This window comes from Flavobacterium sp. LAR06 (genome assembly GCF_041946075.1).
In the GTDB taxonomy this organism is placed as follows: Bacteria; Bacteroidota; Bacteroidia; order Flavobacteriales; family Flavobacteriaceae; genus Flavobacterium.
Genome location: NZ_JAUTYT010000005.1, coordinates 148,550 through 175,094 on the forward strand (window position 1 = coordinate 148,550; position 26,545 = coordinate 175,094).

31 protein-coding genes are annotated in these 26,545 nt (G+C 34.9%); 23 read left to right on the forward strand and 8 right to left on the reverse strand.

The features are described 5' to 3' along the window. Positions 1-50: 50 nt before the first annotated feature. The 4 genes from Q7C23_RS09075 (at position 51) to Q7C23_RS09090 (ending at position 4,087) form a co-directional block, all read left to right on the forward strand. Entirely contained in the window at positions 51-767 is a 717-nt protein-coding gene (locus Q7C23_RS09075) for a hypothetical protein (RefSeq protein ID WP_375032217.1), read from the forward strand. 62 nt (positions 768-829) lie between these two features. Next, the gene (locus Q7C23_RS09080) at positions 830-1,603 is read left to right on the forward strand and encodes a hypothetical protein (RefSeq protein WP_375032218.1); all 774 of its coding nucleotides are present in this window, start codon (positions 830-832) and stop codon (positions 1,601-1,603) included. Between the two features lie 46 nt (positions 1,604-1,649). Then, positions 1,650-2,996 (forward strand): S41 family peptidase, encoded by a 1,347-nt coding sequence (locus Q7C23_RS09085; RefSeq protein WP_375032219.1) that lies wholly within the window; start codon positions 1,650-1,652, stop codon positions 2,994-2,996. Positions 2,997-3,535: 539 nt separating this feature from the next. After that, positions 3,536-4,087, forward strand: coding sequence for a hypothetical protein (locus Q7C23_RS09090; RefSeq protein ID WP_375032220.1), 552 nt, complete (start codon positions 3,536-3,538; stop codon positions 4,085-4,087). A gap of 26 nt (positions 4,088-4,113) precedes the next feature. Here Q7C23_RS09090 and Q7C23_RS09095 read toward each other — a convergent pair whose 3' ends face one another. Then, positions 4,114-4,470, reverse strand: a complete 357-nt coding sequence (locus tag Q7C23_RS09095; RefSeq protein ID WP_375032221.1) for a winged helix-turn-helix transcriptional regulator — start codon at positions 4,468-4,470, stop codon at positions 4,114-4,116. A gap of 363 nt (positions 4,471-4,833) precedes the next feature. On the opposite strand from Q7C23_RS09095, the gene Q7C23_RS09100 reads away from it, so the two are divergent. Beyond that, the gene (locus tag Q7C23_RS09100) at positions 4,834-5,577 is read left to right on the forward strand and encodes an SDR family oxidoreductase (RefSeq protein ID WP_375032222.1); all 744 of its coding nucleotides are present in this window, start codon (positions 4,834-4,836) and stop codon (positions 5,575-5,577) included. 237 nt (positions 5,578-5,814) lie between these two features. Here Q7C23_RS09100 and Q7C23_RS09105 read toward each other — a convergent pair whose 3' ends face one another. The 3 genes from Q7C23_RS09105 to Q7C23_RS09115 are packed head-to-tail and all read right to left on the reverse strand — an operon-like array spanning position 5,815 to position 8,152. Continuing rightward, positions 5,815-7,107, reverse strand: a complete 1,293-nt coding sequence (locus tag Q7C23_RS09105; RefSeq protein ID WP_375032223.1) for an epoxide hydrolase family protein — start codon at positions 7,105-7,107, stop codon at positions 5,815-5,817. Positions 7,108-7,140: 33 nt separating this feature from the next. Then, positions 7,141-7,347: a DUF2798 domain-containing protein gene (locus Q7C23_RS09110; RefSeq protein ID WP_375032224.1), complete on the reverse strand. Its 207-nt coding sequence runs from the start codon at positions 7,345-7,347 to the stop codon at positions 7,141-7,143. A 58-nt stretch (positions 7,348-7,405) separates the two neighbouring features. Then, a complete protein-coding gene (locus Q7C23_RS09115; RefSeq protein WP_375032225.1) occupies positions 7,406-8,152 on the reverse strand; it encodes a hypothetical protein in 747 nt (248 codons plus the stop codon). A 637-nt stretch (positions 8,153-8,789) separates the two neighbouring features. On the opposite strand from Q7C23_RS09115, the gene Q7C23_RS09120 reads away from it, so the two are divergent. The 10 genes from Q7C23_RS09120 to Q7C23_RS09165 all read left to right on the forward strand — a co-directional run bounded on the left by Q7C23_RS09120 (position 8,790) and on the right by Q7C23_RS09165 (position 17,437). Further along, on the forward strand, positions 8,790-10,091 hold the full coding sequence (locus tag Q7C23_RS09120) for an epoxide hydrolase family protein (RefSeq protein WP_375032226.1): 1,302 nt from the start codon (positions 8,790-8,792) through the stop codon (positions 10,089-10,091). A gap of 385 nt (positions 10,092-10,476) precedes the next feature. After that, on the forward strand, positions 10,477-10,887 hold the full coding sequence (locus Q7C23_RS09125) for a cupin domain-containing protein (RefSeq protein ID WP_375032227.1): 411 nt from the start codon (positions 10,477-10,479) through the stop codon (positions 10,885-10,887). A 49-nt stretch (positions 10,888-10,936) separates the two neighbouring features. After that, the gene (locus tag Q7C23_RS09130; RefSeq protein ID WP_375032228.1) at positions 10,937-12,232 is read left to right on the forward strand and encodes an epoxide hydrolase family protein; all 1,296 of its coding nucleotides are present in this window, start codon (positions 10,937-10,939) and stop codon (positions 12,230-12,232) included. 123 nt (positions 12,233-12,355) lie between these two features. Continuing rightward, positions 12,356-12,775 carry an organic hydroperoxide resistance protein gene (locus tag Q7C23_RS09135; RefSeq protein ID WP_375032229.1) on the forward strand — a complete coding sequence of 140 codons (420 nt, stop codon included), beginning with the start codon at positions 12,356-12,358 and terminating at the stop codon, positions 12,773-12,775. 275 nt (positions 12,776-13,050) lie between these two features. After that, entirely contained in the window at positions 13,051-14,097 is a 1,047-nt protein-coding gene (locus Q7C23_RS09140) for an alpha/beta fold hydrolase (protein ID WP_375032230.1), read from the forward strand. 77 nt (positions 14,098-14,174) lie between these two features. Then, positions 14,175-14,585 carry an organic hydroperoxide resistance protein gene (locus tag Q7C23_RS09145; RefSeq protein ID WP_375032231.1) on the forward strand — a complete coding sequence of 137 codons (411 nt, stop codon included), beginning with the start codon at positions 14,175-14,177 and terminating at the stop codon, positions 14,583-14,585. Between the two features lie 49 nt (positions 14,586-14,634). Then, on the forward strand, positions 14,635-15,405 hold the full coding sequence (locus Q7C23_RS09150; RefSeq protein WP_375032232.1) for a DUF1223 domain-containing protein: 771 nt from the start codon (positions 14,635-14,637) through the stop codon (positions 15,403-15,405). Then, positions 15,402-15,548 carry a hypothetical protein gene (locus Q7C23_RS09155; protein WP_375032233.1) on the forward strand — a complete coding sequence of 49 codons (147 nt, stop codon included), beginning with the start codon at positions 15,402-15,404 and terminating at the stop codon, positions 15,546-15,548. The genes Q7C23_RS09150 and Q7C23_RS09155 overlap by 4 nt, the downstream gene beginning before the upstream one ends. A gap of 124 nt (positions 15,549-15,672) precedes the next feature. Then, positions 15,673-16,689 (forward strand): sensor histidine kinase, encoded by a 1,017-nt coding sequence (locus Q7C23_RS09160; RefSeq protein WP_375032234.1) that lies wholly within the window; start codon positions 15,673-15,675, stop codon positions 16,687-16,689. Next, positions 16,670-17,437: a LytR/AlgR family response regulator transcription factor gene (locus Q7C23_RS09165; protein WP_375032235.1), complete on the forward strand. Its 768-nt coding sequence runs from the start codon at positions 16,670-16,672 to the stop codon at positions 17,435-17,437. The genes Q7C23_RS09160 and Q7C23_RS09165 overlap by 20 nt, the downstream gene beginning before the upstream one ends. 129 nt (positions 17,438-17,566) lie before the next feature. Here Q7C23_RS09165 and Q7C23_RS09170 read toward each other — a convergent pair whose 3' ends face one another. The 4 genes from Q7C23_RS09170 to Q7C23_RS09185 all read right to left on the reverse strand — a co-directional run bounded on the left by Q7C23_RS09170 (position 17,567) and on the right by Q7C23_RS09185 (position 20,953). Then, positions 17,567-18,361: a DUF1223 domain-containing protein gene (locus Q7C23_RS09170; RefSeq protein ID WP_375032236.1), complete on the reverse strand. Its 795-nt coding sequence runs from the start codon at positions 18,359-18,361 to the stop codon at positions 17,567-17,569. A gap of 275 nt (positions 18,362-18,636) precedes the next feature. Then, positions 18,637-19,449, reverse strand: a complete 813-nt coding sequence (locus tag Q7C23_RS09175; RefSeq protein WP_375032237.1) for a helix-turn-helix domain-containing protein — start codon at positions 19,447-19,449, stop codon at positions 18,637-18,639. Between the two features lie 65 nt (positions 19,450-19,514). Beyond that, positions 19,515-20,402, reverse strand: a complete 888-nt coding sequence (locus Q7C23_RS09180; protein WP_375032238.1) for an oxidoreductase — start codon at positions 20,400-20,402, stop codon at positions 19,515-19,517. Positions 20,403-20,557: 155 nt separating this feature from the next. After that, positions 20,558-20,953 carry a DoxX family protein gene (locus Q7C23_RS09185; protein WP_375032239.1) on the reverse strand — a complete coding sequence of 132 codons (396 nt, stop codon included), beginning with the start codon at positions 20,951-20,953 and terminating at the stop codon, positions 20,558-20,560. Positions 20,954-21,115: 162 nt separating this feature from the next. Here Q7C23_RS09185 and Q7C23_RS09190 point away from each other — a divergent pair, with 162 nt between their 5' ends. The 8 genes from Q7C23_RS09190 to Q7C23_RS09225 all read left to right on the forward strand — a co-directional run bounded on the left by Q7C23_RS09190 (position 21,116) and on the right by Q7C23_RS09225 (position 26,531). Next, on the forward strand, positions 21,116-21,688 hold the full coding sequence (locus Q7C23_RS09190) for a Crp/Fnr family transcriptional regulator (protein ID WP_375032240.1): 573 nt from the start codon (positions 21,116-21,118) through the stop codon (positions 21,686-21,688). A 274-nt stretch (positions 21,689-21,962) separates the two neighbouring features. Beyond that, positions 21,963-22,517, forward strand: coding sequence for a YceI family protein (locus Q7C23_RS09195; RefSeq protein ID WP_375032241.1), 555 nt, complete (start codon positions 21,963-21,965; stop codon positions 22,515-22,517). Between the two features lie 4 nt (positions 22,518-22,521). Then, positions 22,522-22,740 (forward strand): 4-oxalocrotonate tautomerase family protein, encoded by a 219-nt coding sequence (locus Q7C23_RS09200; RefSeq protein ID WP_192184244.1) that lies wholly within the window; start codon positions 22,522-22,524, stop codon positions 22,738-22,740. A 5-nt stretch (positions 22,741-22,745) separates the two neighbouring features. Next, positions 22,746-23,480: an SDR family NAD(P)-dependent oxidoreductase gene (locus Q7C23_RS09205; protein ID WP_375032242.1), complete on the forward strand. Its 735-nt coding sequence runs from the start codon at positions 22,746-22,748 to the stop codon at positions 23,478-23,480. 72 nt (positions 23,481-23,552) lie between these two features. Then, positions 23,553-24,311: a type 1 glutamine amidotransferase domain-containing protein gene (locus tag Q7C23_RS09210; protein ID WP_375032243.1), complete on the forward strand. Its 759-nt coding sequence runs from the start codon at positions 23,553-23,555 to the stop codon at positions 24,309-24,311. 69 nt (positions 24,312-24,380) lie between these two features. Then, positions 24,381-24,866 (forward strand): cupin domain-containing protein, encoded by a 486-nt coding sequence (locus tag Q7C23_RS09215; protein ID WP_375032244.1) that lies wholly within the window; start codon positions 24,381-24,383, stop codon positions 24,864-24,866. Between the two features lie 79 nt (positions 24,867-24,945). After that, positions 24,946-25,428 (forward strand): nuclear transport factor 2 family protein, encoded by a 483-nt coding sequence (locus Q7C23_RS09220; protein WP_375032245.1) that lies wholly within the window; start codon positions 24,946-24,948, stop codon positions 25,426-25,428. A 17-nt stretch (positions 25,429-25,445) separates the two neighbouring features. Next, complete coding sequence (locus tag Q7C23_RS09225) at positions 25,446-26,531, forward strand: NAD(P)H-dependent flavin oxidoreductase (protein WP_375032246.1); 1,086 nt, start codon at positions 25,446-25,448, stop codon at positions 26,529-26,531. Positions 26,532-26,545: the final 14 nt, after the last annotated feature.

The following is a 26,545-nucleotide window of genomic DNA, read 5'->3' on the forward strand; positions in this document are numbered from 1 at the left end:
TTTAATTCAGCATGGGTAGAAATTCTGCCCATGCTTTTTACAAAGAAATTATGAAAAACTTTTTTTTATTAGCAATTATAGCTCTAATTGTGACTTCTTGCCAAAATGATGATCCCGTTGATGCTTCTCCTCCACAAATTGTAGATCCTGAACCTGAGTATCCTGAAGAACCTGTAAATGGTAGTTCTACAATATGGGAAGATGACTTTGAAGATGGAGACGTTTCTGATTGGGTTTTGCTGGATAAAGATGGAAATAACAGCAATTGGATTGCCAGAAAAAATATTCAGCTTGATCAAAGTACCGGTGCAATAATCGGGGGTAATATAAATATTTTAGGAACATATAATATAGATTTTAGTACTGGTGCACCGCTTGAACAAATAGAGCAAAATTGGGCCACCATGCCTCCAATAGATTTAACTTATTACAGCGGAAAAATTGAACTCAATATTACAGCACAGCCTTCTATTTACGATGGTAGTCGCAATATTTTAGTTTATGGATCTACATCACCAGATCCGGCCGAAGCCACACTTTTGGGGACAATATTTTTGATTAGGGGATCCACGATAGATGCTGCATATTTTGCGGATTATACATTAGATATTTCACAATTTAAAAGCAGTCATAATGTTTATATTTCATTCTTAAATGAAAACACAAGCTTTGTAGGCTATGAAATTGATAAAATATGGATTACTGCTGAAGGACTTTTAGAAAATGTTTCGAAAAAAGCACCAAAGTTTAAATTTATCAAAAAGTAAAATAAAATCAATGACTGTTTTAGTCGAAGCTCAAAAACAGTTGCTAATTACATATATATAAAATGAAAAATAAGATTGTGAAAATACTTTTTTTTTTAATGCCGCTTCTCCTTTTAGGATCATGCGCAAATGATGAATTGATTCCTTTATACCCACAGCAAAAAGCGGTCAAGCTGGTGATTAGAGGTTATAATGCAAGGCGGGATTCTATTCAGATTGCTGTTAATGGCAAGGTAATACAAATTGAGAAGCAGGATGCATTCGTCAAAAATATTGTCAGAGATTATGACCTTGTAATTTATGAAAATGAGCCCAAAAATGTTGTAATTACAAATAAAAGAACCAAAGAAATTTTGCATTCCTATCAAATATCAAATGAAAAGGATATTGATACCATTTCGTTTTATACTAAAAAAGATTTGTGGCTTGATAAGGTATTATCCACAAAACCCGGAGTACTAACAAAGACAGGAAATGCCGGATTCAAATTTATTTTCCCCACCGTTAATCGCTATTCAGCTAGCGGGTATAATGGAAATCTAGACGGCATTATTCGAAAATTGAACGGCGAAACAATTGCTGTAGCAAAAAACATAGGTAAAGAGCAATACAGCAGTTTTGTTGAATTTCCCGCTTCGCTGCCTCCAATTATAAAAATGGAATTGGTAAAACACGGTACAACAGAATCTTATATAGCCGGAAAACAAGTTTTTACTATTATGCTGATGACAAAAAACAAGTCAGGGTTGATTGTACTGGACGAGAAAAAGTCGGATAATGGGCAATTTTCAGGAATAGACGCAACCTTGAATCTGGTTGATTTTTTTGAATTTTAATTCAATTATAATAAGAGTGTATGTCCATTAATTTTAAAAGTAAAAAATGAAATATTCTTCTCTTATTAAAATACTTTTTCTGGCACTGTTAATATTTTCCTGTGAAGATGATGACAGGCCGGAAATCTACGAAGAAGGTTCCAATAAATACACAAACGATTGGATGTATAACCAAATGAAAAAATATTATAAATGGAATGAAACAATGCCTGATAAGGGAGATTTAGGATTAAATCCAAAAGAATATTTCCAGCGATTATTGCAAAAAGACGATGTGTATTCATACGCCGTACATCCTGATTTTCCTGAAACGGTACCACAGAGTTTAAGGAGGAATTTTGGGTTTGATATCTCATTTGTAGCATATCAAGATAAAACTTATGGTGTGATTTTATATGCACTAAATGATTCTCCGGCTAAAAACAATGGTTTATTAAGAGGACAATTAATAACCAAAATTAACGACGAAGAACTAAATTTGAATAATTACGATAAGATTTATAAAAGCATAGGATCTGCAACACATTTAGATTTGGAAATAGTTTCCTATTCAAAAGAAATGGGTTTTTCTAATCCCGAAGAAGTTTCCTTATTACAAGGTTTTTCTTTTTCTCAACCTATATTTCCTCAAATCATTATAAATAATAATACCAGAATTGGTTATGTCGAAATTCCGCATTTTGATGTTGGTCAGGCAACATTGTTTCTGCAGGTTTTTCAGGAATTAAAAAATCAGAATGTCACAGAGTTAGTTTTGGATTTGAGATACAATGGAGGAGGAGATGTATCATCTGCAACAGCATTAAGTATAATTTTAGCACCTGATATAAAATCAAGCGATCTTTTTATACAATTTGAAGGAAACAAAAATGGAGGTCTTGTAAAACAATCTTTTCAGCAAGCCCTGGAAAGTAACGAACCTAATGTGAGTTTTGATATTCTTAAAAAGGCACATCCTGATATTAAAAGACTCTATATTTTATGTGGGAAACGCACAGCCTCAGCTTCAGAAATAATTATTAATAATCTTCGTCCCTTTATGGATGTAATTACAATAGGGGAAAAAACCGTTGGCAAGGATGTAGCCGGTTTTCCTATTGAAGACGACAGGATTGCAAATACTAAAGGTTGGATTTTATATCCTTCCATCTATAAATTATTCAATGCAAAAAACGAGGGAAATTATTCAAGCGGAATAAACCCGACTTTTAATGTTGATGAACTTCAGGAGGCTGAAGTTTTTTCTCTAGGCAATCGCTCTGAAATTTTGTTAAACAATGCAATCCATTTAATTTCAGGAAATACAGGTAAAATAAAAACTGCAACTACGTCAAAATCATTACCATTATCTAAAATTTATATTGAGGCAGATCCATTGCTCATAGTGCATTAAATTCAAAATAGTTTAATTTTTTTTATAGAAGAGATCTTAATTATGCAAGGAATAAATTCTTCAGAGCATCGGATTTTGCTGGCCGCATTTCGCAAATTCGAACAAATGTCTTCAATTTCCAATACAATTGAGGAACACGAAGACGCTGATACACGAAGAGCTATGGAAGAACTCGACGCGCTCTACGATAGATTTCAAATATTATTTACTGAGCTTGAAAAGTGCGCCAAACAATATGAGCTCAAAAAGAAATCAACTCGAAGTATCATTAATAGAAGCCTCAGGAAATTAATCCCAATTTTTATTTAGGTCTAAAATTCAATATAGTTCCGGTACGTTTTGCTATTTAAAATCATCATTGTATTTCATTATTTTTAGGTAAGACATAAATCCCAATGTTAAGTTTTTAATCTGAAGGAAAACTTAACATTGGGGCGTTATTTTTAAGGGTATATTTGTTAATAATTAATTAACATTCAGTTAAAATGTAAATAACATTGAAAATTATTTAAAATTTCACTCTATAAATTTATCTGCACATGAAAGAAAAAGAAAATGAATTAAATGAAAACTCTGAAAATGATAGTTTAAAGGCCAGTGAGCAAACTCTTGAAAATGAAATTGCTACTGACAATGACATAAAAACGGAAACAACAGATTCAAAACCATCGGCAGCAGTAAAGCCAAAAGCTACCGTAACAAAAAAGAAACCTGTTAAAAAGCCTGAAGTTTTAGTACCAGAAACTACAGAACAAAAAGAAGAAGGCGTTTCGGCTGAGGCTTTGGAAAAAACGGAAGAAATTGTTTCAGAAGATAAAAATAATAGTAAATCTAAAAAGAAGAAGACCAAGATGAAAGAAAAAGACGCAAAAGACAAGGACAAAGAAAAAGCAAAAAAGAAAAAACAACTAGCTAAGAAAAAAGAAAAAGCGAAAGAGGATAAAAAGAAAGAAAAAGCTAAAAAGGCAAAGCAAAAAGCAAAAGCTAAAAAGCAAGCCAAAGCCAAGAAAGCCAAAGAGAAAGCTAAGGCGAAAAAAATAGCTAAAAAGAAAGCTAAAAGATCGAAATCAAAATCGAAAAAGAAGAAATAAAAATAAAGCCCTGAAATTTCAGGGCTTTATTTTTTTACTGCAGTATTCTTTTCTTTATTGCGAATATGTTCCCGATGTGATATTCCCCAATTGATCATTTCAGATATAATAGGCCCGAAAGATTGGCAATAGGAGGTAGATTCATAAAGAATCGGCACTTTTGCATCGTGGTCTTCCGTTCTTTTAACCAGATTATTGAGTTCCATATCTTTTAATTCTTTCGAAAGCATTCTGGAAGTTATTCCGGGAATACTTTGCTGAATTTCTTTGAATCGGGTGTTTCCATTACAAATGGAGTTGATAATAGGCAATTTCCATTTCCCGCCTAAAACATATAAAGTGTCCTGAAGCGCCTGAAACTCTTCTTTCTGATTTCTCGCCATAGCTAGTATTTTAACACTAAGATATAAAAACTTTTTTCACCATAATTTTTTCACCATATAAGTGATATAAGTTCATTTAAACTTTGTGGTTGGTTTGAGTAATCTTTGCGGATGAGGTCATTTAAGCGGGATTATATAAGAGTCATTGTTTTCAAATTTAGTTTAAGTGATAAGCCATTCATTACTATTTTCTTATATGATCTTGATCAGTATTATACAAAGCAGCTAAACCAGTTGCTATAATATGCCCTTATATCACTTTTATGGTGAAAAAAACACACACGCAGTATACTCCATGATACCATTGAAAAAGCAATATCTTTTCAGATTTAACTTTGTACCGTTAATTTAAAAACTTAAAAAATGGACAATTTAAAAAATAAGGTTGCGGTAATTACCGGAGGAAATAGCGGAATCGGTTATGCAACAGCAAAACAATTTAAAGAACAAGGAGCAACGGTTATCATTACCGGAAGAAGAAAAGAAGCAATTGAAAAAGCGGCTTCAGAATTAGGAGTTCACGCCTTTGTTGCAGACCAATCTCGTGTTTTGGACATTGAAAATCTAGCTTCTAAAGTAAAAGAAGATTTTGGTCAAGTTGATATTCTTTTCATAAATGCCGGAATTGCCGGTTTAGGAACAATTGAACAAGCCACAGAAACCTTATACGATGATATTATGACTATCAACTTAAAAGGCGCTTACTTCACTTTAAGCAAGTTTATTCCGATTTTGAATGATGGTGCATCTGTAGTATTTCTTTCTTCTAACACAGCCAGTATGAGCGGCGCCGGATCATCTATTTATTCCACAAGTAAAACTGCTCTGAATGCCGTAATGAAAATAGCGGCGGTAGAATTAGCGCCAAGAAAAATCAGAGTAAATTCGGTTAGCCCTGGTCCAACAGAAACAGAAGTAATGAAAAAGGTAGGTTTAGATGAAACAACTGTAAAATCTATTATGGAGGTTGTGGTTGATAAAATTCCTTTAAAACAAATGGGAACTTCAGAGGACGTTGCCAAAATGGTTTCTCATTTAAGCAGCGATGCTTCAAAATTCATCACAGGAGCTGATTTTATTATGGATGGGGGAATGGTTTTGGCTTAAATTGTTTTGTTTCAAGTTTCAGGTTTCAAGTTTCAGGTTTCAAGTTTCAAGTTGAAAAAGTTTAACCGCAAAGTTATTATCATATAGCTTTGCGATCTTTGCGTTTTATAAAACCTTGCTAAAAAAATCTTTGCACACTTTGCGGTTAAATCTCAAAGTACCTCAAATGTAAAAAACAATTTACTCCATTTCCTAACCTCATTGAGTTAGTGAATGGAGTAATTGTTTATCTTAAATTTATTTACGTACTGATTTGAAAGCTGCTCTTAATTCTTTGCTAAAGGTTTCAGGCTGTTCCCAGGCTGCAAAGTGACCTCCTTTTTCTAATTTATTGAAATAAATAAGGTTTGGATATGCTTTTTCTGCCCACGTACTTGGTGTTGTATAGATTTCATCAGGAAAAGCACTTACTGCTACTGGAATTTTAACGTTTTTGGGAGCAAAGAAAGCAAGTTTATTTTCCCAATACAATCGAGACGAAGAAACGGCAGTATTAGTTAACCAATACAAAGTAATATTATCTAAAATATCATCTTTTGTAAGTCCTTCATTTTTTCCGGAAAAGGTACGTGAGATCAACTCCAGGCTTCTTGCATCATGGTCTAGTATCCATGAAGCTAAACCAATAGGTGAATCTTCAATCGCATATAAGGTTTGAGGACGGTTTCCCATTTCCTGAGCATATGCGAGACCGTTTTTATAGAAGAAAGCAAGTTGTCCGTAAGCTTTCTTTTCATCAATGGAAAGATTAGCAGGTTCAGTAGCACCACTAAAAGCAGCGGCATCAATTGCAGGTGGTACTGCCCCGGCCATATTTGTATGTATTGCAATAAGTTCAGGAGCAGCTTGTACGCCCATCATGTCAGTGATAAGGGCACCCCAGTCGCCGCCTTGGGCTACAAATTTTTGATATCCCAGACGTTTCATTAAGGTAACCCAGGTTTTTCCAACGCGCTGAGGACCCCAGCCTAATTGGGTAGGTTTGCCTGAAAACCCGTATCCGGGAATTGAAGGGATAATTACATCAAAAGCATCTTCGGCTTTTCCGCCATAAGTTGTCGGATCAGTAAGCGGACCAATAATTTTAAGCTGTTCAATAATAGAACCTGGCCATCCGTGCGTAATGATAATCGGTAGTGCATTTTTATGTTTCGATTTCACCTGAATAAAATGAATATCAACCCCATCAATTGTAGTGATGAAATTTGGATAAGAATTAATTTTCTTTTCAATTTTACGCCAATCGTAATCAGCTGCCCAATATTTGGCAAGCGATTGAATTGTTGCTTGTGGTACACCTTGTGTATTATCAGTAACAAGTTCCTTGTCAGGCCATTTTGTATTTTGTATTCTACTTTTTAAATCATCAAGCTGAACCTGAATGGCATGATATTCAAAAGGGCGAATCGATTCCGCAGTATTGGTTGATGTTTGTTTTTTCTGCGCCAAACCTGCTGTTATCATTAGCAACATCATAGCAGTAGTTAGGATACCGGTAGATTTTGGTTTGTATTGTTTAATTGTTTTCATTGTTATGTTTTAAAGGGATAATAGTCTTATTTATTACATTGTTCTGTCTATTATTTTTTGCACCAGAGGCCCAATAAGCAGTATAGCCGGTATGACAAGTACATAAGCTATTCCCCATGATTTAAACCAGACATTCAAAAAGTTATCAGTAAAACCAAGGTTAATTGCTATGAGACTGAAAGAGATGATTCCTGTGGTAATGATACCCATGCTGAGTGCAAATGCAATTTTATTTTTCATGATTATTTTATTGTATTGAAAGCACCATATCTGTGTGTCATGGTGCTTTTAAATTGAATTATTTTCTGCTGATTTCTCTTAGATCAATTGATACTAATAAAGGTTCCGGAAACAAGGGAGTATTGTCTTCCTGTCTTATGTAGACATTCCTTTTAGTCGCTATTTTAATGCCCTGCACATCAATATAATCCGATAAATAATGTGCCGCAGTAGCGCCTCCGGCAATATCAACATTATAATCATGTCTTTTGATAAGACCATCTTTATCTATATAAAAGGTTTGTACAGGAGAATGTGTAGCTACTTCCTTCGGAAAGGTTACCTGAAGTCTTCTGAATACTTCACCTTTTTCTTCCCATGGTTCTAATTCTATGACCTTGTAACCTTCATCATTAAAATTAAAGGGAGCATTAAAGTAGGTCCACATTGCATATCCGGTAAAATAAGCAAGTTGAAGAGCGCTCCATGGCGTTTCTGTAGTGTATCCGGCAAAGGATTCACGCGGATTTGAAAATCCCTCAAGAACTTCTCCTTTACTATTCTCGATGGCAACATGCTCTGCCGTAAATGCAGTATGCCAGTCTTCATTAAGAAATGGAGAATGAGAAGTAAATTGCTTATTGGTGTGAGAAGTAACATAAATGTCATCTACTGATCCGGGATGTCCTACCATTGACCATAGTACTCCATCACAGATAAGTCTTGCTGTTACAGTTTCAAACTTGTTAAAGTTTGCTATGCCGCCATGGGCATTTATAGTAAATTCTAATAAATCATTCTTCGCTTGTTGTTTAGCTGTTTCCATTGTGTTTGATTTTAAATTATTTTAAATTTTAGAAGACAAAGGTATTTTGACTGTACAGCCTGCACATTCAAAATATAGGTTAAACAGACGAACTGGATAGTGAACCAGACAATTTCAAAGCCCAAATGTTTTGGATTTGAAGAATTATAGAAATGGAATCAAATTATGAACAAAAAAATATTTGTTACTATCCTAATGGGGTGGTCTGGAGGTGTGTATAAGTGCGTTTAAAGTATAAAGGTATTGCAATATAAGCGGGTTATGGTGTTGATATTTAATTTGTTATGTTTTAGGCATTCGATTAATAAGAAAATACATTTATAATGTTTTGCAAACAGCAGTTATAAGATTACTTAGTGAATTGTTATGTTATTAAAAGGTAATTTTGTGTTGTGATACTTATTGAATTCCAGGAATTCAATCCTACAGTAAGCAGAACACAAGTCCCATCACTTCCATCTATTTGATTTTAGAGAAACTTCAATTATTGTGGCCATGTAAGTTTTTCAAGTTAGAGAATGTCCGCTTGGGCAGCAACTTCGCCTGTTTGAGATATTTCTTGATTTTAAAGGGCCTGTTATCGTGATAATTTCGTCGAAGAAATTAATAGCAATAACATAATTTAAAATCAAATACAATGGAGACAATTCAAACAAACAAACCAAGCATCGCAAATATTTTTGCCGTAGGTGCTTTTATTTTGCTTACTACAACTGGTTTTGCACAAAAGAATCAGGAAAAAATTAAAATAGAATCAGAAGCAATTCGTCCTTACCACATTAGCATTTCAGAGAAAGCAATCACTGAACTTCGTGATCGTGTAAATGCTACAAGATGGCCACAAAAAGAAACAGTGACAGATCAGTCGCAAGGAGTGAAATTAACTCAAATTCAAGGTATCGTAAAATATTGGGGAACTGATTACGACTGGCATAAAACAGAAATGAAGCTAAATGCCTTACCTCAGTTTATTACTAAAATTGACGGACTAGATATTCAATTCATCCATGTAAAATCTAAACATAAAAATGCTTTACCCATAATTATTACTCATGGCTGGCCAGGATCTTTCTTTGAACTTTTAAAAGTTATTGGCCCGCTTACTGATCCGACAACTTATGGCGGAAAAGCCGAAGATGCTTTTGATGTGATAATTCCTTCTATGCCTGGATATGGTTTTTCTGAAAAACCAACAGGAACCGGTTGGGGGCCTGAAAGAATTGGAAAAGCATGGGATGTATTGATGAAACGTTTAGGGTACAAACATTATGTAGCACAAGGTGGTGACTGGGGTTCTGTAATTGCAGATGCAATGGCCGTACAGGCTCCTGAGGGATTATTGGGTATTCATTTGAATATGCCTGCAACAGTACCGGCAGATATTACTAAAGCATTACAAGACGGTAGTCCGGCGCCTGCGGGATTATCGGTTAAAGAAAAGGCAGCTTTTAATTCGCTGAATAAATTATATACCAGAGGTGCAGGGTATGCCGGAATGATGGTAACCCGTCCTCAAACTTTAGGGTATGGACTTACAGATTCGCCAGTTGGTTTGGCTTCATTTTTCCTTGATAAATTCAATGATTGGACTTACAGTGGAGGTAATGCTGAAAAATCATTGACCAGAGATGAAATTCTTGACGATATCTCTTTATACTGGTTTACTAATACAGCCAATTCGTCTGCTAATTTATATTGGGAGAACAACAATAACAACTTCAATGTTGTAGAGCAAAAAACAAATGAAATCAAAATTCCTGTTGCGGTCACCGTATTTCCGGGAGAAATCTATCAGGCACCAAAAAGCTGGACGGAGAAAGCATACAAAAACCTGATTTATTTCAATGAAGTAAACAAAGGTGGTCACTTCGCTTCCTGGGAAGAACCACAGCTTTTTACAGAAGAACTTCGTGCCGCTTTTAAATCAGTAAGAAAATAACAAAATTTTAAAAAATATAGAATGAAAAATGTAGTAAAAATCATTGCTCATGCCTTATGGGTATTACTATTCGCTCTGTTGTTGAGTGAGATTATGGCTTAAGCAACAGTAATTTAAAAGAGGCCCTGATTCCATTATTTTGGAAACAGGACCTTTTTTAATTAAAAAAACTATGAAATAAAAGACGAGCATAGCTTTACAAAGTTTCATTACCATCGGACTTATTTTATCTTTTGATACACTGATAAAACTCCAGCTTTAAGCCTGTCCGTTTCACTCCCTAGTTTGTCCGTTTGGGCTATTTTCTTATTTCAAAAGGAGGATTGTCGAAGTACTTTTGACGAAGAAATTAACTGATAATCAAACAATTTAAAAATTAAATAATATGAAAACAAATTCAAATTTCAGATCAAATGCAATTACTATTCTTAGCTTTTTTGCATTACTTATTTCAGGCAGCGTTTCAGCACAACAATCAGGAATAAAACGCACCGATTTACAACGACATGACCTTAGTGTTGCCGGATACGAAACGGTACAGGCCAAAATTGATTTTGATGCACATTCCGCTTTTGGAAAACATTCTCATCCTGGTGAAGAAGTGATCTATGTACTTGAAGGTTCATTAGAGTATGAAGTGGAAGGAAAAGGAACAGTAACATTAAAAGCAGGAGAAGTACTTTTTATTCCGGCAGGTGTAGTGCACGCTGCGAGAAACAATACTAATGCAAAAGCTTCAGAACTGGCAACTTATATTGTAGAGAAAGGAAAGTCAATATTGGTTCTGAAAAAATAAAGAATGAACAAAAAAGCAAATAGAGTTAAAATTGAAAAATAAAATAAAAATGAAAAATACAGTAAAAATCATTGCTCATACAGTATGGGTAATACTATTCGCGCTAGTGATGAGCGAAGTTACAGCACAAGAGAAAGTAAAAACAAATGCGAAAAATGATGAGACAATTCGTCCCTATCGCATAAGTATTTCGAATGCCGATTTACAAGATCTTAAAGAACGCATTAAGGATACAAAATGGCCAGGGAAAGAAACTGTTGCCGATCAGTCTCAGGGAGCAAATCTTTCTAGAATGAAAGATCTTGTAAACTATTGGGGAACTACATATGACTGGAGAAAAGCAGAAGCTAAACTAAATGCTTATCCGCAGTTTATCACTAAAATTGATGGTGTCGATATTCACTTCATTCATGTTCGCTCTAAAGAAAAGAATGCAATGCCGCTTATCCTAAGTCACGGATGGCCGGGGTCAGTATTTGAATTTATAAATGTTATCGGTCCATTAACTAATCCTGTTGCTTATGGAGGAAGAGCCGAAGATGCTTTTGATGTAATTATACCTTCATTACCTGGTTTTGGATTCTCAGGAAAACCGACCGAAGCAGGATGGGATATTGACCGAATTGCAAAAGCATGGGCAGTATTGATGAATCGTTTGGAGTATAAACAATATGTTGCCCAAGGTGGAGACTGGGGAGCTGGAATTGTCAATTCAATGGCATTACAAGCACCAAAAGGATTACTTGGTATTCACAGCAACTTACCAGCGACATTACCGGCAGAGGCAGGAAAAGCACTTGGAAGCGGTGTAGCACCAGAAGGATTTTCTACAAAGGAACGCGCTTCTTTTGATCATCTAAGTAAATCAATCAGAGGTGGTGATTTTACATATAAAACTACAATGACCACTAGACCGCAAGCAGTGGGTTATGCTCTCAATGATTCTCCTGCAGGTCTGGCAGGCTGGCTTCTTTTACATCCCGGTTTTGCTAATTGGTCCTATGGAACAGATACTAAACAATCACCAACAAAAGGCGAAGTTCTTGATGATATTTCATTGTATTGGCTTACTAACAGTGCAACTTCTGCATCAAGAATTTACTGGGAAAACAGAAACATCGAGATTGTAAGTGCCGCTTCAATGAAAACAGATCAGATTAAATTACCAGTTGCTATTACCGTTTTTCCGGAAGATGTTTTTACATCGCCCGAAACATGGGCACGCAAAGCATTCAAAAACTTAATTTATTTTCATGAAGTAGATAAAGGCGGACATTTCGCAGCCTGGGAACAGCCCCAATTGTTTACTGCAGAATTGCGTCTTGCATTTAAAACGCTTCGATAATTTTAAAAAGTTGCTAAGTCCCTGAGGAACTAAGAAGCTAAGAATTTATCTTAGAAACCTAGAACCTCAGAATCTTAGTCTCTTAGAACCTTTAAAAAAACAATAATTTTAATAAATACAAAAATGGAAACAAACAATTCAAAAGTGCTTTACACTGCTGTAACGCACACAACAGGTGGAAGAACAGGTGAATCTCGCAGTTCGGATGGTAAATTAGATATCAAACTTTCAACTCCGGGATCTACAGGTCCTGGTACAAATCCGGAACAATTATTTGCAGCAGGCTGGTCTGCTTGTTTTATTGGAGCGATGGGAAAGGCAGCAGCAAATTTGCAAGTAGCGCTCCCTGTTGGACATTATGTAAGTACAGAAGTTGACTTAGTTTCAGGTGATGATGGTTATTCATTACAGGCACGTTTAAACATTAGCTTACCGGGCTTAGATCCTGAAATTGCCAAAAGCATTATACAAGGAGCATCAGAAACTTGTCCGTACTCTAAGGCTATAAAAGGCAATATTAAAACAGAGTATAATCTTATCTAAAAAAAGATAAATCTTCTTAAAGGTCCTGATTCCATTTTTTTGGGAACAGGACCTTTCTATTTTAGTAGAGAATAATCTTTTAGTATAGCATATCATATCATTAATTGCAAAGTAATCTCATACTCAATTAAACATAAAAACTTCAACTATGTGCTTGTCCGTTTCACCTTTTACTTTGTCCGTTTGAGCTATTTTTTCATTTCATAAGAGCTATTGTCAAGCTACTTTTGACGAAGAAATAAGCTAATAATCAACTAATTAAAAAATAAGGAATTATGAAAACAATATCAAAAATTACAAACCGTATTACAGCTTTGACTTCTAAAGTATTTTTAATCGCTGTTCTTTTCTTTGCCATGACATCAATCAATGCACAATCAGAAAATCAAAAAACAAACCCAATAGGAGTAAGTTCCTCTCTTGGCACATTAAAACAAATTAACGCCGGTTTATTAAACGTCGGATATACAGAAGCTGGACCTTCAAATGGAAAAGCGGTTATTTTGCTTCATGGCTGGCCTTACGACATTCACAGTTACCATGAAGTGGTTCCCATTTTAGTTGCAAAAGGCTACAGAGTAATCACGCCCTATTTAAGAGGATCCGGAACGACAACCTTCCTTTCAAAAGATACTTTTAGAAACGGACAACAAGCAGCATTAGCAAATGATATTATTGCTTTGATGGATGCCCTTAAAATTGATAAAGCTGTTATTGGTGGTTTCGACTGGGGAGCGAGAACAGCTGTGGTTATGGCGGCACTTTGGCCAGAACGTTTACAAGGATTGGTTTCGGTAAGTGGTTACTTGGTTGTTAATCTTGAAGCGAACTTAAAACCATTACCTCCAAAAGCAGAATTAGGATGGTGGTACCAATATTATTTCGCTACAGAAAGAGGAAAATTAGGATACGCTCAAAACACGTATGAGTTCAATAAACAAATCTGGCAAATAGCTTCTCCTTTATGGAAATTTGACAAAGCTACATACGATCAAACAGCGCAGTCTTTTGATAATCCGGATCACGTAGCAATCGTAACTCACAATTACAGATGGAGACAATCTCTTGAAGCAGGAGAATCAAAATACGATAGTTTAGAGAAACGTTTGGCAGCAAGACCTGAAATTAAAGTTCCGACGATTACAATAGGAAGTGATTTTGATGGCGCTTTCGCGGATGGAAAAGCTTACCGAGACAAATTCACAGGAAAATATGAACACCGAATCCTAAAAGGCATCGGACATGATGTTCCTCAGGAAGATCCGAAAGCATTTGCACAGGCTATTATCGACGTAGATGGTTTCAATAAGAGTAAAGAGTAAAAGCAATAAAATCACATTTCACAACTCACAACTCACAATTAATAATTAACAATTAACAATTAACAATTAAAAAAGTCATGGAAACAAAAATCTTATACACAGGAAAAACACACACAACTGGTGGTCGCGAAGGAGCATCACAAAGTTCAGATGATCAATTGAATATTAAATTAAGTTCTCCGGGATCTTCACGTCCGGGGACAAATCCGGAACAGCTTTTTGCAGCGGGATGGTCGGCTTGTTTTATTGGCGCAATGGGAATCGCCGCTTCAAAACTAAATATTAAACTTCCTGCAGATACTGCCGTTGATGCAGAAGTTGATTTAGCCGTAACAGATGGCGCCTATTCTTTGCAGGCAAGATTGAATATCAGTCTTCCCGGCTTAGATGTTGAAACAGCAAGAAAACTAGCTGACGAAGCACATCAGACTTGTCCTTATTCAAAAGCGACAAGAGGAAATATTAAGGTTGAAATTAATATTCTATAAAATCAAAAGCCTCTTCGAAAGTTGAGGCTTTTTAAAATAAATTTAAATCATGAAAAAAATAAAATTAATACCAGCATTTTTCATCACATTGATGCTTTTAATCGGAATGACAGTCTTAGGGCAAAATACAGAGAAAAAAGCAGTCAAAGGTTTTGCCCTTTTGGAATTATATACTTCTGAAGGCTGTTCGAGTTGTCCACCAGCAGATGAATTGATGGGGAGAATTCAAAATGAATACAAAGACAGCAATGTTTATGTTTTGGCTTATCACGTCGATTATTGGGACAGACAGGGCTGGAAAGATGTTTTTAGTAATGCAGATTATACCCAAAGACAGTATGATTATGCCAGGTTTTTGGGAAAAGATCCCATTTATACGCCACAGCTAATTGTAAACGGAAAAGCAGATTATATCGGTTCACAGGAAACGATGGTTAGAAATGGAATAAAAGTCGCACTTTCAAAACCTATTGCGACTGATTTATCTTTAGGAGCTAGTCAGACCAATGATAATCTTAATGTAAATTATAACATTGAAGGAACTTTTAAAAACAGTAGTTTATTAATTGCCATTGTTCAAAAGTCAGCCAAAAGTAATGTGAAAAGAGGAGAGAACGCGAACCGTATTTTATCACATTATCAAATTGTACATCATTTACATTCAGTAACTTTAAAAGACAAAAAAGGAACAGTATCGATTCATCTGCCAAAAAGTTTTAATGAAAATGATTTTGAAGTAATTGGTTTTGTGCAGGACAAAAACAATGGAAATATTACAGGGGCAACAAAAGCTTCTTTACAACAATCTTCTGTTTTATGAAAACGCTCTTTTTAAGCTTAAGCCGTTGCAGCAAAACGGAAAAAGCAAAACGCACCAAAAGTGGAAAGCGTTATGAAAATGATCTTATTATAAAAGAAAACATCATGCAGTTAATGCAGGATAATAAAGCACTTTGGCTCTAAATCGAATTTAAAAAGGTAATAAAATCGGGATGAAAATATTTTGTTCCGATTTTTTCCGTCATTAAAAAATGCTTTCAAAATATCCTATCTTTGACAAAGCGAGATCTAAAACACATAAAAAAATATGGAAAAAGTAAAAAGCTTTCACGTTTCCCGAAAGGTGATTTGGGGAAGTTCTATAGCATTGGCAATTCTCGCTTCAATACCAAAATTATTTGATGGCGCTTCAACCCCGGGAGATATTGTCATCAATTCTTCGATTACCTTGATGTTCTCTATTTTTATTTGGTATTACAATATTTACAGCCTGCCTAAATTTTCGTCTCAACGTACCAATAAAAGCCTATTCAATTGGAAACTTTTGTTGAGTGTTATGCTTGGTATAGCGGTTATGGTTATTCTGGTAATTGGACACCAGGAACTTTTTCAGATTTCGAAAATGGATGCTCCCATTATGTTTGAGTTACGAGGTGTTTTAATCAATCTGATCGTATATATGTTTTTGCATTTGCTTTTTCAAAACTATCAGACGCAGCAAATGGGAGTGGAATTAGAACGTACACATGCCGTAAATCTGGGAGCCCAGTATGAATTGTTGAAACAACAGGTCAATCCGCATTTTTTGTTTAATAGCCTGAATACCCTGAAATCAATGGTGGAAATTCAGGATCCGCAGAGTGCTGATTTTATTTTGAAATTGTCTGATTTTTATCGTTTTACCTTAGAAAGCAGAAAAATGGATTTGATTCCGCTTCGCGAAGAACTTCAGATTTTGGATTCGTATGTTTATTTGCTAAAAGCCCGTTTTGAAGACGGATTTATTCTGAATAATAGTATCGATCAAAAACAATATGATTCGGCTATTCCGCCTTTTACTTTGCAATTGTTAATTGAAAACTGCATCAAACACAATGTGGTTTCTCTGGACAAACCGTTGGAAATAAAATTATATACTGAAAATGATTTTTTAGTAATCGAAAACCAGATTCAGCTTAAAAGAGGTGTATTGTCGACCGGCGTTGGTCTGGACAATATTAATCAGCGTTTTATGCATTTGGTTCACAAAGAAATCGAAATTGATAAAACCGAAACTATTTTTAAAGTAAAAATACCACTGATTTATGACTATAATAGTAATTGAAGATGAAATAAAAACGGCCAAAGCACTTGGTCAGCTAATTTTGAGTATCAGGCCCGATGCTCAAATTTTGTCGTATATACAAAGCATAGACGGAGCCGTGAGCTATATGTTAGAAAATGATCAGCCCGATTTGATTTTTATGGATATTCAGCTGGCAGATGGTTTGTGTTTTGAGATTTTCAAAAATGTTGAGGTTCTGTCTCCTGTAATATTTTGTACAGCCTTTGATGATTATGCTATCGAAGCATTTAAGTCAAATGGAATCGATTATGTACTAAAACCTTTTTCAAGAGAAAGCATTGCACAGGCAATCAAAAAAGCGGGTGAATTGAAAAATTTCTTCCAAAGAAATAAAAAAATGATGCCGGATTTCGAATATTTATTAACCCGAACCGGAGAGAATAAAGGAAAGAGCAGTTTTTTGGTTTTCAAAAACAATAAATACCAAACGGTTTTAACAGAGAATATCGCCTTGTTTTGCATTAAAAACGAAACGCCGACAATTATTACTTTTGATAAAGCCGAATATCAGATTACACAATCTCTAGATGAGGTTCATAAGTTGTTATCTCCAACGCAATTCTTTAGAATAAACAGGCAAAATTTAATTAATTTTTCAGCGATAAGGGAAGCAGAACATTATTTCTCCCGTAAATTAATTCTAAAATTAACCATTCCGACGGAAGAAAAATTATTGGTTGGAAAAGAGAAAGCAACTGCATTTTTGAGTTGGCTGGAAAACAGATAACTGCACTTGGTATTTAACCGGGAAGGACGCAAAGTTTTTTTTGAAGTAGAGGACGTTATAAAAACGCAAAGGTCGCAAAGCTAAATGTTAACTTTGCAACCTTTGCGTAATTCTTTGCGTACTTTTCGGTTAAATTTTTTCAGCTTTTGTGGTTATGGAGATTTTTCCCGTATTGGTATTTTGAATAAAACCAATTATTTGGAAATCTTTTGAAGTGAAATTGTCTGGTTGTACAATCTTTATGTTTCCTTCTTTTTTAGTTAGTTGAAAAGAATTAAGCTGTTTTACAATCTGAACATGATGAAGTGTAGCACCTTGGTTTTCTCCGCGAAATACTTTTGAAGTGGCTTGCTTCTGAATGGTAGCGACAACCAAATTAGTATCTTTTTGAAGCAGATTGGTTGCATAAGTAATTTCTAGAGAATCTTTATTAGTTTTTGTTGTTAGGTCTAAATTTGCTGTTGTTTTGGTTTCTAACGCATTTAAAACTTTTTCGTATAAAGCAGATTCATTATAACCTGCAAATTCTGTAGTTCCGTTAATGATAAATTGCGGCGTATACATCACATACAAATTAAGCCAGTCCAGATATTTTTGTTGACGTTTTGTAAATTCATTGGAACTAAATTGATCTTTCCATCCCAAACGATCCCAATAATCAACATGGTACGCTAAAAGATAAATGTTTTTTTTACCAGATTCACGCTGTAATTTCGCCAGTAATTTATCGGCAGGAGGACAGCTAGAACAACCTTCTGAAGTAAAAAGTTCTACAATAGCAAAACCATTGTTATTGACAGTTTCTAGTTTTGTTTTTTCCGTTTTAAAATTCCCTGCTATTTCGCTTTCGGGAAACATAAAACAGTCTAAAAAGAAAAGAGAGGAAAGTGTTATGGCGAAGAAGATTAAGATACTATTTTTCATAATTTCTATTTTTAAGATTTGACATTCTGTTTATTTACTCAAAGGTAAAATCACAGTAACTGTTTTTAAAGCGAAAAAATGTCAAGTGTCCATATTGGGAGTTGAACAGCCCAATCTTTAGTGTAGAAAAAAGGATAAGTTATACGTTGAATTTAACCGCAAAGATCGCAAAGGGTCTAGGCAAAGGTCGCAAAGTTGATAAAGCTTTGCGAACTTTGTGTTTTTATTACGTCCTCTACCTCAAAAAAAACTTGCGATCTTTGCGGTTAAATTTTTCACACCTTTGAAGGTGACAATCCGTATTGTTTTTTAAAAGCGAAGGAGAAATGCGAAAGATCTTCAAACCCTACTTCCAAATAAACTTCAGATGGGGTTTTTCCTTTTTCTTTTATAAGATAATAAGCCTGTTGTAATCTCTTTTGGAGTAACCATCGGCTTGGTGAAATGTCAAAAATACGTTGAAAGTCCCGTTTAAAAGTAGCCAGACTGCGACCGGTTAAATAAGCAAAACGTTCTAATTGCACATTAAAATGAAAATTCTTTTTCATGAAAGCTTCCAGGTCTATTTTGCCGGGTTCATTAAAATCAAATAAAATATCCTTGAGTTCCGGTTTGCATTGCAGTAAAATGTTGATAGCTTCATTTACTTTTAAAGCCTGAAGTTCCTCTGTAATCAATTGATCTTGATTGATATAAGGAATCAGTGAATCCATTAAACTTTTAAGCAACGGAACTTCTTTTAACTGAAAAACGGTTTCAGTTTCAGGGCTCTTAATTAAACTGGTTTTCAGATTGTGTTTTATAGAGAAATCACGCAATACTTCCTGATTCAGATAAATGGAAATGGACTGAAAAGCAGTATTAGGATCGGGTTGTTTGTTGAATTTGATAAGCTGATTCCTTTTGATAAACCGAAAATCTCCGGGTTTGAAGACATATTCCTGATTTCCATTATTTAAAGTAAGTATTCCCGAAATCTGAAAGCTTAAAACATGTTCTGCAGCAAATTGCTCGCCTTCCCGATTTTGCGTATAATAACAGGAGTAGGCAATTGGCGATGTCTTTTGATTTATTTTTGAATCGTTCATATCACAAATTTATAAAAAAATGGGCAGTAATCATGGATAACTGCCCACTACAAAATACCTGTAAATTATTGTTTTTTACCATTATTAGTATACCATTTTCCCTGTGCTGTATCAAAAAAACTTCCTGCATCATCATGATCTGTAGATAAACTAACATCAATCCATTTTTGCATTTCTTCTGTTCGGCTTTGATCAGCATTTTTCAAAATACCAATGGCTTCACTACCCAATACCAAATGTACTGGTGGATTTGGATGGGAAGCTAAATCAACCATCACTTTCGCTGCTTTTTCAGGATCTCCAACAGCAACAAATTTTCCTCCTTTGAAAAAATCAGTACGTTGTTTTACCATTTCGTAGCCTTCTATTTCAGTGGCATACGACATAGAAGCTCCAGCCCAATCGGTACGGAAACCACCTGGTTCAACACTGGTTACGAATATTCCTAATGGAGCAACTTCTTTAGCTAAAGCTTCCGTAAAACCGCTTAAACCAAATTTTGCTGCCTGATACATCGTTAAACCCGGATTACCAACGCGTCCGCCAATAGAACTGATTTGTAAAATCCTTCCTGAACCCTGTTTACGCATATAGGGCAATACGGCACGGGTAATTTCGATTGGTGCGTATAAATTGGTTTCCAACTGACTTCTAACTTGTTCATCAGTGTAAGCTTCAGCAGCACCAATTATCCCGAATCCGGCATTGTTTACCAATACGTCTATTCTTCCAAAATACTGTGCTGCCATTTTAACTGCAGTATAGACTTGTTCGTAATTAGTAACATCTAAAGCTAAGGGAAAGATTTGATCTTTAAAACGTTCCTTCAAATCATTTAATTGATTGATATCGCGAGCTGTCGCTATCACTTTGTCACCACTCTCTAAAACTGCTTCTGTAAGATTACGTCCTAATCCTCTTGAGCTTCCTGTAATAAACCATATTTTATTCATTGCAATTGTATTTAATTGTTCATGACAAAATTACGTCAGAAGCAATGTTTGCTATTTTGCTGAAAAGCTCAAATTTATTTGTTTAAAAGCTCAATAGTAAAAGCCGAAAAGCCTAAGATTAAATCTCAGGCCTCTTTAATTCTTATTGAATAAGTTTATTCTACAGTAGTGGCAATATATTGAACACTATATAATTTTCTAAACATGAAATAAGTCACACTTACCATTACAAAAGCAATAATAACATCTGTTGTTGCAGGAAAACCTAGTACAGCCAATTTTGAAAAATAAGCAAAAGTGATGTCGAAGAAAACACCCGCAAATACCCATTCTTTCAATCTTAATAATTTATTCGGAATTAATAAAGTAATTACGCCAGCAACTTTGAATACACCAAGTAAGTATATGAAATGTTCCGGATAACCTAATTGTTGTGTAATTTCCCAAACAATTGGATTTGTTGTAAGTTCAAAAAAACCGCTGGCGCCAAACCATAAAGAAGTTAAAATAACACCTGTCCAATAAATAATTTTTGTTGTTTTTGCATTCATGATTTTAAAATTTTAAGTTGTTAAACAGGACAAATTTCTATCAGAAGCATCCTAAAAAATAGTGCTTTTTTGTCGAAACGGACAATTTTAGCTTCCAAATAGACAAACAATAAGTTCAATAGATTTCATAACTTTACAAAAAAGATTTATTCAGATTTTATAATGGAAGCCAAGGAACTCTTACAACAACATATTGCGAAAATCGCGTCTATAAAAGAAGAAGATTTTGATTATGTATTTTCTCATTTTAAACCGATGCCTTTTAAAAAAGGACAAGCCGTTCTTAGTGAAGGGGATAAAGTAGATTGCGAGTATTTTGTAATTTCCGGTTGTTTGAAAGCTTTCTTTATTAATGATGAAATAAAAATGTACATATTACAGTTTGCCATGCCAACGTGGTGGACATCTGATTATGCTGCTTTATACAATCAGACGCCTGCCACAATAAGTGTTGATTGTATTACAGATGCAGAAGTGCTTTGCCTTTCTAGTGAAGATCGTGAAAAACTTTGTAGAGAATTCCATCAGCTAGAACATTTTTTCCGCTGGCGAACGAACAGAGGTTATATCGCTTCTCAGAAAAGGCTTTTGTCCTTTATGAATAATAATGTCAAAAAAAGGTATGAGGAACTTTTGGCATTGTATCCCCAATTATACAATCTTGTTCCGAAACATTTAATTGCCGCATATCTTGGAGTTTCAAGAGAAACTTTAAGCCGATTGCATAGTTCTTAAAAGAAGCTTTAATTTTTTATAGCTGTAAATAAAAAATATTTCATGCAGATTTGGCAGATTAAATCTGCGTGAAACAAAGAAACTTTGCGACTTCGCTCCCGATAACTATCGGGATTGCGAGATTAAAAAGTCAACGTATATAAAAACTTAAAATCCGCGTGAAATAAGCCCATTATAATCATGATTTAATCCCCAAATCAGAATGTGATCTACATCACGTAACCAATTTTCATAGTCGCCGTTCCTTTGTATTGTACTTTTAAATACAATAAAAATGGAAACAACAAATTTTAAAATCGTAAGCTCAAATAGCAACGTAGAATGGACTGGCAGAAAAGTGACCGGTGCTCATAATGGTACAATTGGTATCAAAGAAGGTAATTTCGTCTTTAATGATGGAATAATAAAAGAAGGTAATGTTGTCATCAACACTTCTTCAATTAAAATTCTGGATGTAACAGATCCGGCTACAAATGCGCAATTCGCGGGTCATCTTGCCTCTGATGATTTCTTCTCAATCGAAAAATTTCCTACTGCCTCTTTTGATATTCTTACTGTTAGAGAAGTATCAGACAGCACTTATTATCTTGAAGGTAATCTTACCATAAAAGATATTACTCACGTTGTTGGTTTTGAAGCAACGGTTGAAAACAATAGAAATAACATTACCCTTTCAGGTAAACTGGTAGTTGATCGTACTAAATATGATATCAGATTCCGTTCAGGGAATTTCTTCAAAGATTTAGGAGACACTTTAATTTACAACGACTTTGAGTTGGATTTTAATATCACAGCTGAAGCCATCTTTTCAGAACAATCTAAAAACTAAAGACATGCCTTACGTAAAAATCGAATTGACTCGCGAAGGAGTAACACGCGAGCAAAAACAGGAATTAATCAGTGGTATAACCAATCTGATTACAGAAGTATTAAACAAAGACCCGCACTTAACTCATATCGTGATTCAGGAAGTAGATTTAGACGATTGGGGTTACGCAGGAGAACAAGTATCAGTATTAAGAGAAAAAGGCATTACAGCCGATAAAAAATAAGTATCATGAAAAAACAAACAATAATTGTAACAGGTGCAGCATCTGGTATAGGAAAAGGAATCGCTAAATATTTTTTAGACAGAGGCGATAATGTAGTAATCAATTCAGTAACTCCGGCTTCATTAGAAATAGCTTACAACGAATTTGGCGCAGGAGATAATCTGGCAATGTACGCCGGAGATATCAGCGATAAAACTACAGGTGAACAACTGGTAAAAATCGCAATAGAAAAATTTGGTTCTGTAGATGTATTGGTAAACAATGCCGGAATCTTTGACAGCAGACCATTTTTGGAAGTAGACGAAGCTTATTTAGACAAGTTTTTGACTACAAACTTAAAAGGAACTTATTTTACTACACAAGCTGTTGTTCCTCAGATGCTAGAACAAAAAGGTGGTGTTGTAATTAACATCGGAACACCATTGGTAAATCACGGATTAGGCGGATGGCCGGCTTCGGCTCCGGTTGCAAGTAAAGGTGCGATTCATGCTTTGACTGTTCAATTGGCAGCAGAATTTGGAAAACGTAATATTCGTTTTAATACTGTCGCTCCAGGCGTTATCAGAACGCCGATGCACGGTGATAAAGCCGATCAAAATGCAGGTCTGCACTTGTTAAACAGAGTAGGGGAAATAGAAGATGTTGCCGAAATGGTTTATACCATAGCAAAAAGCAATTTTATCACCGGATCAATTATCAATGTTGATGGAGGTAAAGCTGCTGGTCATAACTTAAATTAATTTAAAAAAGAATAATAACTGCTTCAATGCTTTGTAGCAATATAAAGTGTTGAAGCATAAATAATAAGAAAAATGAAAAATATAATGAAATCAGTATTTATTGCTCTTTTTGCAATAAGTAATCTTGCGGTTATTGCGCAGGAAAACAAAAAAACAAAAGTATTGTTTGTTTTGACTTCACACAATAAATTAGGTGACACAGGTGAATTAACCGGTTCGTGGATTGAAGAATTTGCAACACCTTATTTTTACTTTTTAGATAAAGGAATTGAAGTCGTAATTACTACTCCAAATGGCGGACAGGCTCCAATTGATCCCAAAAGTAATGATCCGTCGTTTCAAACTCCGGCAACTAAACGTTTTTATGCAGATCAAAAGGCACAAAAAGCATTGGCAAGTACAGTGAAAATTTCCAGTGTAAAACAAAAGGATTTCAAAGCAGTTTTTTATCCAGGAGGTCATGGTCCAATGTGGGATTTGGCTACTGATAAAAATTCGATAAAACTTATTCAGGATTTTTATAATAATAGCAAACCAATTGCTTTTGTATGTCATGCACCGGCAGCTTTGGTAAATGTTAAAGACAAAGACGGAAAATATCTGATTGCCGGAAAAAAAGTAACAGGTTTTACTAATAATGAAGAAGCAGCCGTTGGATTAACCAAAGTGGTGCCCTTTTTATTAGAAGATAAATTAAAAGAAAGAGGAGGTAAATACTCTCAAGGTTCTGATTGGAGTTCATATGTAGTAGAAGATGGCTTATTGTTGACAGGTCAAAATCCGCAATCTTCTGAAGAAGTAGCTACTAAATTATTATCAAAAATAAAATAAGTAATGATTTGGTATGGTTTGAAAAACAGCTGTACCAAATCCTTTTTTAATAATTTAACGAGGTTCATTATGAAATTAAAAATATTCTATAATAGCATCTTAGTACTATCTTTTATTTTTGCTAATCTAAGTTCTGCACAAGGACTAAGTACTAAACAATTTAATTTTATAAATCCGGAAAATATAGTCTGGAATTCATTTCCAGCTTTTCCTGAAAAAGTAAAACTGGCAATTTTAGTGGGTAATCCAACTAAAGCAGAACCCTTTATTGTTCGGGTAAAAGTACCCAACGGCGAAAAGATAATGCCACATCTACATCCGGAAGACAGGATTTATACGGTAGTTTCAGGTATTTTTTATATTGGAATAGGCGACAAGTATGATGAAAATAATTTAAAAGCCTATCCGCCTGGTTCAGTAGTGGTATTACCGGGAAATACTCCTCATTATCATCTTGCTAAATCGGGCGAATATATTACTCAGGTATATGCCATAGGTCCTCTTGGTTTAGACTATCTGGATAAGCAATTTGACCCGAGAATAAAATCTAAATAGTATATTTAAGTGATGTAGATCACGTAGTCTTCTCGCTGTTTCTTTTGAAATTTGTAGTGTAATTATAAACTTTAAAATCATGAAACTGCAAAAATCAAAATTGTTAGTATCAAAAGTAATTTTAGTAATCACCTTAGTGCTCTATAGTGTACAGAGTATAAAAGCACAAAACAATAACACAATGAAAAATCATAATTCAGACACAGAAGCCATTACAGATGCAATAGAAAATTATTATTTTAAAGGCATTTACGAAGGAGATGCCATACTGTTGGAAAGTATTTTTTATCCTGGAACATTAGTTTATGGAGATGTAAACGGACAGCCATACTTTAAAACAGCGGACCTTTACTTAAATGGCGTAAAAAACAGACAAAGTCCGAAAGATTCAGGCAAACCTTATAAAGGCGAAATTCTGAATATCAAAGTCGTAAATTCAATTGCGATGGCAGAGATTAATTTAAAAATGTACGAGTTTAATTATCGGGATTTTTTATCTTTCCATAAGATTAATGGCAAATGGTTTATTGTCAATAAAATGCTGACCAATGTAAGTGAATAACTTTAAAAAGTAAAGTCATGTGGTACAATACAAAAGCAACAGAATTACTTGGAATTCAATATCCAATATTACAAGGACCATTTGGAGGTAACTTATCCTCCGTAGCCCTGACCGCAGCGGTTTCAAACGCGGGCGGACTTGGTGGCTACGGCGCTTATACAATGACACCTCATGAAATTTTTGAAGTTGATAAACAAATAAAAGCAGCAACTGATAAACCGTACAATATTAATCTGTGGGTTTCTGATCATGATGTTCCAGAAGCTGGTTTATCAGATGAACAATTCAATAAAGCAGCAGCATTATTTAAACCTTATTTTGATGAAGTTGGAATCCCGTTACCGGAGAAACCAGCTTCCTTTCAATCCAGATTCGAAAATCAGTTGGACGTTATTTTAGGTGTTCGTCCAAAAGTATTCAGCTTTATGTTTGGTGCATTACCGGCTGATGTTTTAGAAGAAGCCCGAAAATTACGAATTGTAACGGTTGGGGCAGCAACAACTTTAGACGAAGCTATTTTTTTAGAAAATTCAGGTGTAGATATGATTATCGCTTCCGGTTTTGAGGCTGGTGGACACCGACCTTCCTTTTTAGCTTCGGCCGAATCATCAGTAACAGGAACTTTTGTTTTATTACAGTTGATTAAGGAAAAAGTGAAAATTCCGGTTATAGCAGCTGGTGGAATCGCTAACGGAAAAGGAGTTGCAGCGGCATTAGCTTTAGGAGCAAGTGCAGCTCAAATCGGAACTGCCTTTTTAGCCGTCGATGAATCAAATGCATTACCTATTCATAAGGAGATGTTATTCTCAGATGCCGCAAAATATACCACATTATCACGCGCTTATACAGGAAGATTGGGCCGTGGAATAACCAGTAGAATTGCAAAAGAAATTATAGGGAAAGAAGCGAGTGTTTTGCCATTCCCATTGCAAACGACTTTCATGTCACCCTTGCGTAAAGCAGCCCTGGATCAGGAAAAATGGGATATGATTTTATTTTGGGGAGGACAAATTGCACCTATTTTAAAACATACAAAAGCCACTGAATTAATGCATTCTTTAATTGAAGAAACCACGGCTTATTTTGATGACTTAAAAGGGTAACATTATTTTTTTCA

Excerpts from the sequence above, each read along its gene's own strand:
- Q7C23_RS09075 (WP_375032217.1), top strand. The coding sequence starts at position 51 with ATGAAAAACTTTTTTTTATTAGCAATTATAGCTCTAATTGTGACTTCT.
- Q7C23_RS09080 (WP_375032218.1), top strand. The coding sequence starts at position 830 with ATGAAAAATAAGATTGTGAAAATACTTTTTTTTTTAATGCCGCTTCTC.
- Q7C23_RS09085 (WP_375032219.1), top strand. The coding sequence starts at position 1,650 with ATGAAATATTCTTCTCTTATTAAAATACTTTTTCTGGCACTGTTAATA.
- Q7C23_RS09090 (WP_375032220.1), top strand. The coding sequence starts at position 3,536 with ATGAAAGAAAAAGAAAATGAATTAAATGAAAACTCTGAAAATGATAGT.
- Q7C23_RS09095 (WP_375032221.1), bottom strand. The coding sequence starts at position 4,470 with ATGGCGAGAAATCAGAAAGAAGAGTTTCAGGCGCTTCAGGACACTTTA.
- Q7C23_RS09100 (WP_375032222.1), top strand. The coding sequence starts at position 4,834 with ATGGACAATTTAAAAAATAAGGTTGCGGTAATTACCGGAGGAAATAGC.
- Q7C23_RS09105 (WP_375032223.1), bottom strand. The coding sequence starts at position 7,107 with ATGAAAACAATTAAACAATACAAACCAAAATCTACCGGTATCCTAACT.
- Q7C23_RS09110 (WP_375032224.1), bottom strand. The coding sequence starts at position 7,347 with ATGAAAAATAAAATTGCATTTGCACTCAGCATGGGTATCATTACCACA.
- Q7C23_RS09115 (WP_375032225.1), bottom strand. The coding sequence starts at position 8,152 with ATGGAAACAGCTAAACAACAAGCGAAGAATGATTTATTAGAATTTACT.
- Q7C23_RS09120 (WP_375032226.1), top strand. The coding sequence starts at position 8,790 with ATGGAGACAATTCAAACAAACAAACCAAGCATCGCAAATATTTTTGCC.
- Q7C23_RS09125 (WP_375032227.1), top strand. The coding sequence starts at position 10,477 with ATGAAAACAAATTCAAATTTCAGATCAAATGCAATTACTATTCTTAGC.
- Q7C23_RS09130 (WP_375032228.1), top strand. The coding sequence starts at position 10,937 with ATGAAAAATACAGTAAAAATCATTGCTCATACAGTATGGGTAATACTA.
- Q7C23_RS09135 (WP_375032229.1), top strand. The coding sequence starts at position 12,356 with ATGGAAACAAACAATTCAAAAGTGCTTTACACTGCTGTAACGCACACA.
- Q7C23_RS09140 (WP_375032230.1), top strand. The coding sequence starts at position 13,051 with ATGAAAACAATATCAAAAATTACAAACCGTATTACAGCTTTGACTTCT.
- Q7C23_RS09145 (WP_375032231.1), top strand. The coding sequence starts at position 14,175 with ATGGAAACAAAAATCTTATACACAGGAAAAACACACACAACTGGTGGT.
- Q7C23_RS09150 (WP_375032232.1), top strand. The coding sequence starts at position 14,635 with ATGAAAAAAATAAAATTAATACCAGCATTTTTCATCACATTGATGCTT.
- Q7C23_RS09155 (WP_375032233.1), top strand. The coding sequence starts at position 15,402 with ATGAAAACGCTCTTTTTAAGCTTAAGCCGTTGCAGCAAAACGGAAAAA.
- Q7C23_RS09160 (WP_375032234.1), top strand. The coding sequence starts at position 15,673 with ATGGAAAAAGTAAAAAGCTTTCACGTTTCCCGAAAGGTGATTTGGGGA.
- Q7C23_RS09165 (WP_375032235.1), top strand. The coding sequence starts at position 16,670 with ATGACTATAATAGTAATTGAAGATGAAATAAAAACGGCCAAAGCACTT.
- Q7C23_RS09170 (WP_375032236.1), bottom strand. The coding sequence starts at position 18,361 with ATGAAAAATAGTATCTTAATCTTCTTCGCCATAACACTTTCCTCTCTT.
- Q7C23_RS09175 (WP_375032237.1), bottom strand. The coding sequence starts at position 19,449 with ATGAACGATTCAAAAATAAATCAAAAGACATCGCCAATTGCCTACTCC.
- Q7C23_RS09180 (WP_375032238.1), bottom strand. The coding sequence starts at position 20,402 with ATGAATAAAATATGGTTTATTACAGGAAGCTCAAGAGGATTAGGACGT.
- Q7C23_RS09185 (WP_375032239.1), bottom strand. The coding sequence starts at position 20,953 with ATGAATGCAAAAACAACAAAAATTATTTATTGGACAGGTGTTATTTTA.
- Q7C23_RS09190 (WP_375032240.1), top strand. The coding sequence starts at position 21,116 with ATGGAAGCCAAGGAACTCTTACAACAACATATTGCGAAAATCGCGTCT.
- Q7C23_RS09195 (WP_375032241.1), top strand. The coding sequence starts at position 21,963 with ATGGAAACAACAAATTTTAAAATCGTAAGCTCAAATAGCAACGTAGAA.
- Q7C23_RS09200 (WP_192184244.1), top strand. The coding sequence starts at position 22,522 with ATGCCTTACGTAAAAATCGAATTGACTCGCGAAGGAGTAACACGCGAG.
- Q7C23_RS09205 (WP_375032242.1), top strand. The coding sequence starts at position 22,746 with ATGAAAAAACAAACAATAATTGTAACAGGTGCAGCATCTGGTATAGGA.
- Q7C23_RS09210 (WP_375032243.1), top strand. The coding sequence starts at position 23,553 with ATGAAAAATATAATGAAATCAGTATTTATTGCTCTTTTTGCAATAAGT.
- Q7C23_RS09215 (WP_375032244.1), top strand. The coding sequence starts at position 24,381 with ATGAAATTAAAAATATTCTATAATAGCATCTTAGTACTATCTTTTATT.
- Q7C23_RS09220 (WP_375032245.1), top strand. The coding sequence starts at position 24,946 with ATGAAACTGCAAAAATCAAAATTGTTAGTATCAAAAGTAATTTTAGTA.
- Q7C23_RS09225 (WP_375032246.1), top strand. The coding sequence starts at position 25,446 with ATGTGGTACAATACAAAAGCAACAGAATTACTTGGAATTCAATATCCA.